This window comes from Vogesella mureinivorans (genome assembly GCF_007644035.1).
Lineage (GTDB): Bacteria > Pseudomonadota > Gammaproteobacteria > Burkholderiales > Chromobacteriaceae > Vogesella > Vogesella mureinivorans.
Window position 1 is genome coordinate 1 of the sequence record NZ_VMTV02000125.1, and the last position, 331, is coordinate 331.

The 331-nt window shown below is 71.0% G+C and carries 1 protein-coding gene; it reads left to right on the forward strand.

The features are described 5' to 3' along the window. Positions 1-49: 49 nt before the first annotated feature. Positions 50-331 (forward strand): flavoprotein (locus tag FLQ44_RS03120; RefSeq protein ID WP_276607827.1); only part of this gene is annotated, 282 nt, incomplete at its 3' end.

A 331-nucleotide genomic window follows, 5' to 3' on the forward strand; every position in this document is an offset into this window, starting at 1 on the left:
GAGCCCTTTCGGGTAATCTATCGGCCGTTTTCGGGGTAGGACTTTTCCGGTGACCGCAGCTCCTTCCGCGCGGCGCATCCTGCTGGGCGTATCCGGCGGCATCGCCGCCTACAAATCGGCCGAGCTGGTGCGTCTGCTGCGCGCCGGCGGCGCCGAGGTGCAGGTGGTGATGACCGCCAGCGCCGCCCAGTTCATCGGTCCGCTCACCCTGCAGGCCCTGTCGGGCCGGCCGGTGCGCGACTCGCTCTGGGATGCCGCCGCCGAAGCGGCGATGGGCCATATCGAGCTGGCCCGCTGGGCCGACCTGGTGCTGATCGCGCCGGCCACGGCT